General features: G+C 66.0%; 5 protein-coding genes and 1 pseudogene. 4 read left to right on the plus strand and 2 right to left on the minus strand.

The genetic code is table 11. The annotated features are described in order from the left end of the window. Positions 1 to 465: SDR family oxidoreductase (locus I71_RS15910; protein ID WP_042695825.1), on the plus strand; the 465-nt coding region annotated here is incomplete at its 5' end. A gap of 69 nt (positions 466 to 534) precedes the next feature. On the opposite strand, the gene I71_RS15915 is transcribed toward I71_RS15910, so the two are convergent. Next, the gene (locus I71_RS15915; RefSeq protein ID WP_049976146.1) at positions 535 to 2,088 is read right to left on the minus strand and encodes a Ppx/GppA family phosphatase; all 1,554 of its coding nucleotides are present in this window, start codon (positions 2,086 to 2,088) and stop codon (positions 535 to 537) included. Between the two features lie 23 nt (positions 2,089 to 2,111). After that, the gene (locus I71_RS15920) at positions 2,112 to 4,259 is read right to left on the minus strand and encodes an RNA degradosome polyphosphate kinase (RefSeq protein WP_042695826.1); all 2,148 of its coding nucleotides are present in this window, start codon (positions 4,257 to 4,259) and stop codon (positions 2,112 to 2,114) included. Positions 4,260 to 4,446: 187 nt separating this feature from the next. On the opposite strand from I71_RS15920, the gene I71_RS15925 reads away from it, so the two are divergent. From I71_RS15925 to I71_RS15935, 3 genes and pseudogenes are all read left to right on the plus strand, one after another. Further along, positions 4,447 to 4,965 carry a histidine phosphatase family protein gene (locus I71_RS15925; RefSeq protein ID WP_042695827.1) on the plus strand — a complete coding sequence of 173 codons (519 nt, stop codon included), beginning with the start codon at positions 4,447 to 4,449 and terminating at the stop codon, positions 4,963 to 4,965. A gap of 115 nt (positions 4,966 to 5,080) precedes the next feature. Beyond that, positions 5,081 to 6,694, plus strand: a complete 1,614-nt coding sequence (locus I71_RS15930) for a CYTH and CHAD domain-containing protein (RefSeq protein WP_049976147.1) — start codon at positions 5,081 to 5,083, stop codon at positions 6,692 to 6,694. A 160-nt stretch (positions 6,695 to 6,854) separates the two neighbouring features. Further along, positions 6,855 to 8,246, plus strand: a pseudogene (locus tag I71_RS15935) (excinuclease ABC subunit A); the annotation flags it as partial.

Consider the following 8,246-nt stretch of genomic DNA (forward strand, 5'->3'; position numbering starts at 1 on the left):
CCCGAAATGACCGCCGAAAACTGGCATGAGGTGATTGCGACCAACTTGACCAGTGCCTTCCATGCCGCCAAACACCAGATTCCGGCAATCATCGCCCGCGGCGGCGGTTCTCTGGTCTTTACCTCCACCTTCGTCGGCCACACCATCGGCTTTCCCGGAATGGCGGCTTATGCGGCGAGCAAGGCCGGATTGATCGGCTTGGTGCAAGTGATTGCCGCCGAATACGGGCCATATGGCATTCGTGCCAACGCATTGCTGCCAGGCGGCACCGATACGCCGATGGGACGCGCCGTGACGAACACTCCGGAGGCCCTGGCCTTCGTCCAGGGACTGCATGCAATGAAACGGCTTGCCACACCGCGCGAGATCGCGCATTCGGCACTCTATTTGGCGTCGGATGCGTCCAGCTTCACCACTGGAACGGCGCTGCTGGTGGATGGCGGGGTGTCGATCAACCGGACCTGACCGGGTAGGGCCGCCCAACCTTGCCTGGCGGGCGGCCAACCTTCCCTGCTCTACTCTGCGGTCAAGTCGCTACTCCGCCGCTTGCGGCCGCGCAGGCTGAACCACGTCGCCCTTGAGATTCATCGCCTTGGCAAGTGCGTCTATGCGGCGTTGGACCGCTTCGCCGGCTGGCACGCTGCCGTCGTCGGGCAGGGTCAGCACGATGCGTCCGTCCAAAACCTTCAGACTTGTGCGCTCCAGCAGAGCCGTGGCGCCGCCCGATAGAGTGTGGGCAAGGCGCAGCGCCAAACCCAGCACCAGCGCTTTCATTCCCTGCCCTTCGGTCACCAGTGTCCGTACCGGCGCCGTCAATGGCACGTCGAGGGTACCGGCATAGCGGGCATGGGCGGCCAAGGCCAGGAAGGCGCGCTCGTCATGGTCCAGCGCCGGAAACGGGTAGCGGAGAACACGCAAAAAGGCATGTTCGGCCCGGTAATCCGGATGGTCGGCCCAGCCGACGTCGCTCAGCAGGCAGGCGGCATGGCGCAGACGGATGGAGTTGTCGTCCTCCCCGGCGAACAGTCCGGCGGTCCAGGACATCAGCAGGGCCGGATCGCCCATCCGCACGAATCGCCGCGCCCAATCGGCCGCCGAGGCCATCAGCGGATCCTCACGCTGCCCCTCCGGCGACAGCAGCGAATAGAGATGTCCCTCGCGCAACCCGTAAGCGGAAAACACCAGCTTCGACGGCTGGGCAATGCGCAGCAGACGTTCCAACACCAGTCCGGCCAGCGGCAGCGTGTCGAGCCTGCGGCGCGACCCCGCCATTTTTTCCAACGACGACCGGCTTTGCCGGCCGATCAGCCCGGTGAACTCCCGCGCGTCGGCGGAAGGGATGGAATAGTGGTGGATGATGTGCAACGGGTGCCCGGACTGCTCCATATGCAGTTTGGCGATGGCACGCCAGCTTCCACCGACCGGATAAAAGGGCCGCCCTTTCATCGCCGGAAGCCAGGGCAGCGATTCCAGATGCTGGTCGATCAGTTTGGCCGGGCCGCCCTTGGCCGAACCGATCTCCATCAGCCGCAACGGGCCGAGCGGCAGCGTCACCTGCCTGCCGATCACGCCGCGATCCAGCGTCACCAGTTCGAGACTGCCGCCACCGAGATCGCCGACGAGGCCGTCCGCACCCGGCGTGCCGGACAGCACGCCCATGGCCGACAGCCGCGCCTCCTCCTCGCCGCTGATGACGCGGACGGTCAGGCCTGCCCGGCGGCGGATGGCATCGACGAAGGCGGCGCCGTCGCGGGCGTCGCGCACGGCAGCGGTGGCGATCACATCCAACCGGCCGACGCGCATGCCCTGAGCCAGCGTGGCGAAGCGTTCGAGCGCTGTCAGCGCCTGGGCAACGCCGTCAGGATTCAGCAGGCCGGCCTTCTCCACGCCACGGCCGAGGCCGCAGAGCACCTTCTCGTTGAACAGGGCGAGCGGTGAGCGGGTCAGCCCGTCATAGACAACAAGACGAATTGAGTTCGACCCGATGTCGATCACTCCGACACGCTCGGCCGGTGCCGCCATGCCCAAGCCGCCGACGCCCGCCTGCCCAACGTCGCCCGGGACGGCGGCGCGTTTGTCCTTGTTCATACTCTCGCTCCCGTCCCCCGTCGTCACGATGCCGCGTGCAGCATCAGCCGCGGCGGCGTGCGTTTGCTGCTCAGCGCGCTGCCCCGGCCGGACAGGCTGGGGTTGGTCATGAAGTAATTATGGGCGCTGAATGCGTCCGGCCCAGCCTTGAGCCGATGGTACACGCCGTCGGGCCCCAGCTTCCAGGTGCTTGCGTCGTCCTTCATGTTGGCGACCATGATCTGGTCGAGCACCTGCTCGTGAACCGTCGGATTCTCGATGGGAACGAGAGTTTCGATGCGGCGGTCGAGGTTGCGGGTCATCCAGTCGGCCGAGGAGATGAACACCTTCGCCTGGCTGCTGGGCAGGCCATGGCCGTTGCCGAAGCAGATGACGCGGCCATGCTCCAGGAAGCGGCCAACGATGCTCCGCACCCGGATATTCTCCGACAACCCCTTCACCCCCGGCCGCAGGCAGCAGATGCCGCGGATGATCATGTCGATCTGCACGCCGGCCTGCGATGCCCTGTACAGCTTGTCGATGATGACCGGATCGACCAGGGAATTCAGCTTCACCCAGATCGCTGCCGGCCGGCCGGCGGCGGCATGGGCGATTTCCGCCTCGATCAGGTCGAACAGGCGCTGGCGCAGCGTAATTGGCGCGATGGCGATCTTCTCCAGCACCTTCGGTGTGGCGTAGCCGGTCATGAAGTTGAACATGACGGCGGCATCATGGCAAAGCGCCGGATCGCAGGTGAAGAAGGACAGGTCGGTGTAAACCTTCGCCGTGATGGGGTGATAATTGCCCGTCCCGAAATGGACGTAGCTGCGCAGCGCCTTCTTTTCACGCCGCACCACCAGCGATACCTTGGCATGCGTCTTCAGATCGACGAAGCCGTAGACCACCTGGGCGCCGGCGCGCTCCAGATCGCGCGCCCAGCGGATGTTGGCCTCCTCGTCGAATCGGGCCTTCAGCTCGACCAGGGCGGTCACCGACTTGCCGGCCTCGGCCGCCTCGATCAGTGCGGCGACGATGGGGCTGTCCTTGCTGGTGCGGTAGAGCGTCTGCTTGATCGCGACCACCTGCGGGTCGCGGGCCGCCTGGCGGATGAACTGCACCACCACATCGAACGATTCGTAGGGATGGTGGACGACGATGTCCTTGTGGCGGATCGCCGCAAAGCAGTCGCCGCCGAAATCGCGGATCCGTTCCGGGAACCGGGCGTTGAAGGGACGGAAGACCAGATCGGGCCGCTCGTCGACGATCAGCAGCTTGGTGTCGGTCAGGCCGATCAGCCCGTCCAGGATGAAGACGTCGTCCGATGCGACGTTCAGCTCATGCCGCAGGAACTCCCGCAGGTCGGGCGCCATGCCGCTGTCGGTGGCCAGCCGGATGACGCTGCCGCGGCGGCGGCGCTTCAGCGCGCTTTCGAAGGTGCGGACGAGGTCTTCCGCCTCTTCCTCGATTTCGATCTCGCTGTCGCGCAGGACGCGGAAAACACCGTGCGCCTTGACCTGGAACGGAGGAAACAGGCGGTCGATGAACTGCATCACCACCTTTTCCAGCTGGATGAAGCGGATATCCGACCCGGGAAGACGCAGGAACCGTTCCAGCTGCGTCGGCAGCGGCACCAGCGCGTCGATGTGCCGGCCCTTGACCGGGTCGTGCAGCTGAAGTGCCAGCGAGAATCCGAGATTCGGCAGGAAGGGGAAGGGATGGGCCGGGTCAACGGCGATGGGCGTGAGAATCGGGAAAATATCGTCCAGGAACTTGGCTTCCAGCCAGTCCAGCTCGCCCTCGCTGAGATCGGCTGGATCGACGACGGAAATCCCGGCCTCGCGCAGTTCCCCCTTCAACGAGCGCCACATGGTCTGCTGGCTCTCCATCAGCGTCGCGATGCGCTGCTTGACCGCTGCCAGCTGTTGGGCCGGCGTCAGATTCTCGGGGCTGGGCGCCTTCACGCCGGCCGCCACTTGCCCTTTCAGGCCGGCGACGCGGACCATGTAGAATTCATCGAGATTGCTGGCGGAGATCGACAGGAAGCGCAGCCGCTCCAGAAGCGGATGATTCGGGTTCGCTGCCTCGTCCAGGACGCGCTGGTTGAAGGCCAGCCACGAAAGTTCCCGATTGATGAAGCGTTCCGGAGCGTTGGGCTCGATACCGACCGAATCGAGTTCCTGGAGATGCGTCACGTCGACCTCTGAAATCTTGAATCCCCGAACGTCGGCGCCGACCGTTGGGCGGCACCGACGACGGTTATATGGTGGGCAGACAGAGTATCCCATATGCGTTACGGTTTCAGGACTCCCATTCGGTGAAGCAGAACGGACCCGTCCGCCCTGCCCGTCCCCCTTCCACCCTCCCCGGCTGATTTCCGCCATGAAGACGCTGTTCCTGCTGCGCCACGCCAAATCCTCCTGGGATGATCCGTCGCTGGACGATCACGACCGTCCGCTGAATGCCCGCGGGAAAAAGGCGGCGACGCTGGTCGGCACCTATCTCGGCAGCCATCACGCCCGAATCGACCTCGTGCTCTGTTCGACCGCGGTGCGGGCGGTGGAAACGCGCAAGCGGGTGATGACCGCCATCGGCGCCCCCTACCCTCCGGTCGAGCATGAGCGCGGGCTGTATCTCTGCGGTGCCCGCACACTGCTGGAACGGCTGCGCGACGCGCCGGATTCCGCGACGGGCCTGATGCTGGTGGCGCACAACCCCGATCTGCACGAGCTGGCCAATGCCCTGACCGGCAGCGGCGACCATGGCCTGCGCCACGATCTGGCCGACAAATTCCCGACGGGCGCCTGTGCCGTCCTGGTCTTCGAGACGTCGCAATGGGCCGGCCTGGAGCTGGGAGCCGGGCGGCTGGCTGATTTTGTGCAACCGCGTAAACTCTCTTAACCTGCGGCGGCGGTTGGAGTATCCACGGATCCACCTGATTCACTCCAGGCCGTTTCGGCCGCCAGGCCGCTTGTCAGCCTGATTCGGTCGGCCTGATTCGGGAGGACGCCGCCCCTTGACCCCCGTCAGCCCACCCGTGAAGCCGCCAGCCAGCCAGCACCCCGGTCCCGACGCGCAGCCAGCCGCCGCCTTTCGCGAGGTCGAGCTGAAGCTGCACGCGGCCCCGGCGGACCTGGCGCGGGTTTCGGCGCTGCCAGGGCTGATGGCGCTGGCGGACGGTCCGGCGACGACGCAAAGGCTGCGCACCGCCTATTTCGACACTCCCGACCTGAAGCTTGCCGCCAACGGCGTCGCCTTGCGCGTGCGGCAGGAGGGGGAGCGGTTCATCCAGACCCTCAAGACCGTCAACAGCGCCAGCCCGGGCGATTCCGCCGCTGTCGCGGTGCGGCGGGAATGGGACTGGACCGTTGCCGGCGAGGCGGTGGATGTCGGGGTGTTGAGCGATCCAGGCGTTGCCGGGCTGGTGCCCGCGGCGGCGCTCGACACCTTGGAGTGCCTGTTCATCACCGACTTCCGCCGGACGACCCTGCTGCTGCGCCCCGATCCGTTGACCGCGGTCGAACTGGTGGTGGACGACGGCGGAGTCTATGCCGGGGGAAGATCCCTGCCGATCAGCGAAGTGGAACTGGAGCTGAAAGCCGGAAAGGTCGCCAGCCTGTTCGATCTGGCGCTGACCCTGCAGGCTGCCATTCCCATGCGCATCGGAACCGAGAGCAAGGCGGAGGCAGGGCTGCGGCTGGTCACCGGCAGGACGCCGGGACCGGTGGAGGCCGAACCGCTCGGCCTGTCGCCTCTGACCACGGTGGCGGAGGCGTATCGCCATATCCTACGGCAGGCCTTGCGCCAGTTCCTGGCCAACGAAGCCTGTGCGCTGGGTGGTGGCGACGTGGAGGGGCTGCACCGCATGCGTGTCGCGCTGCGCCGGCTGCGGACCGCCCACCGCCTCTTTGCACCGCTGATTGCCGCGCCCGAGGCTGACCGGCTGGTCGAGGAAAGCCGGGCGATCGCCAAGCGGCTTGGACCGGCGCGCGGCTGGGATGTCCTGATGTCCGGCGTCATCGACCCGCTGCTTGCCGAACCGGCGACGGAGCCGGTCATCGACCGTGCGGCGGTGAACCGTCTTGCCTCGCTGGCGCGTTCCGCCGGGGCCGGTCCGGCTCGGGAAGCCATGGCGGCAATCCTGGCTCCTGCCTGCACCACCACGATCCTGGGCCTTGCCGCCTGGCTGGAGCATGGGCACTGGCTGTCTGAGGCGGACGGCGACCGGCGGACTGCCCTGTCCGCCCCCATCACGACACTCGCCAGCGGCTGGCTATCGGCGAAGCAGGCCAAGCTCGGTAAGTCGCCGAAGCTGCCGGAGGATGCCAAGGGGCGCGACAAGCTGCGCCGCCGGTTGCGCGCGTTGCGCTACACCGCCGACTTCTTCCGGGGACTTTATCCCGAGGCTGCCACCCTGCCCTTCTTCGCGGCGCTGGAGCCGTTGCAGGCCGCGCTGGACGCCGACCAGGACGCCGTCACCAGTGCCCGCATGCTGGGATCGCTGTCCGGAGCGGACCCGAAAACGGTGGCTGCGGTCACTGCCTGGATCGACCGCCGGTCGGACAAACGGCGCAAGGCGCTGCCGGAGTTGTGGAGGCGTTTCCGCGCGGTGCCGCCCTTCTGGTCATGACCGACCCGCGCCGGGCGCCGGTGGCAATACCGCGTCCGCCGCATATATCGTCAGCCGACCGACGGCCGGGACGTCGTTTCCTCTGCCGGCCGCTTTTCGTCATGCGTCGCGGCGCCTTGCCGCTTTCCATCCGGAAAAGCTTCGGGTAAAAGAACACTCCATGAACAAATACATCAGCGTCCGCGGCGCGCGGGAACACAACCTGAAGAACGTCGATGTGGATCTGCCGCGCGACGAACTGATCGTCATCACCGGCCTGTCGGGATCGGGCAAGTCGTCGCTCGCCTTCGACACGATCTATGCCGAAGGGCAGCGGCGCTATGTCGAAAGCCTGTCGGCTTACGCGCGCCAGTTCCTGGAGCTGATGCAGAAGCCGGACGTCGATTCGATCGAGGGGCTGTCGCCGGCCATCTCCATCGAACAGAAGACGACCTCGAAGAACCCGCGCTCCACCGTCGGCACGGTGACGGAGATCTACGACTACATGCGCCTGTTGTGGGCGCGGGTCGGCATCCCCTATTCGCCGGCCACCGGCCTTCCGATCGAAAGCCAGACGGTCAGCCAGATGGTCGACCGCATCATGGCGATGCCGGAGGGCACGCGCCTGCTGCTGCTGGCCCCCTTCGTCCGCGGCCGCAAGGGCGAGTACAAGAAAGAAATCCAGGATCTGCGCAAGCGTGGATTCCAGCGCGTGCGGGTCGACGGCACCATGTATGAGATCGACGAGGTGCCGGCGCTCAACAAGAAGCTGAAGCACGACATCGAGGTGGTGGTCGACCGCATCGTGGTGCGCGAGGGGCTGGGCAACCGTCTGGCCGATTCGCTGGAAACCGCGCTTAGGCTGGCCGACGGCATCGTCTGGGTCGAGAATGCCGAGACCAAAGAGCAGACCGTCTTTTCGCAGAAATTCGCCTGCCCGGTCAGCGGCTTCACCATTCCTGAGATCGAGCCGCGGCTGTTCTCCTTCAACAACCCGTTCGGTGCCTGCCCGGCCTGCGATGGGCTGGGCAGCAAGATCTATTTCGACCCGATGCTGGTGGTGCCGGACGAGCGGCTGCCGCTGTCCAAGGGCGCCATCGCGCCGTGGGCCGGATCGACCTCCAAATATTACGACCAGACGCTGGACAGCATCTGCGAGCATTTCGGTGTGTCGATGACCACGCCCTGGCAGGATCTGCCGGAGAATGTGCGCCAGACCATCCTGTTCGGTTCGGACGGGGCGGCCCTCACAATGACCTATGACGATGGCCTGCGTCGCTACCAGACCAACAAGGCGTTCGAGGGCATCGTCAACAACCTGGAGCGGCGGTACCGCGAGACCGACAGCGCCTGGACACGCGACGAGCTGTCGAAATTCCAGTCCTCCCAGCCTTGCGAGGTCTGCAGGGGCGCGCGCCTGAAGCCGGAGGCCCTGGCGGTCAAGATCCGCGGCCGCAACATCTCGGAGGCGGCGGAATTGTCCATCGCCGGCGCCGGTGCTTGGTTCAGCGAGCTGAACGAGCATCTGCGCCCGAAGGACCGCGAGATCGCCTATCGCATCCTCAAGGAAATC

The sequence above is a fragment of the Azospirillum sp. B506 genome, from assembly GCF_000333595.1.
Lineage (GTDB): Bacteria > Pseudomonadota > Alphaproteobacteria > Azospirillales > Azospirillaceae > Azospirillum.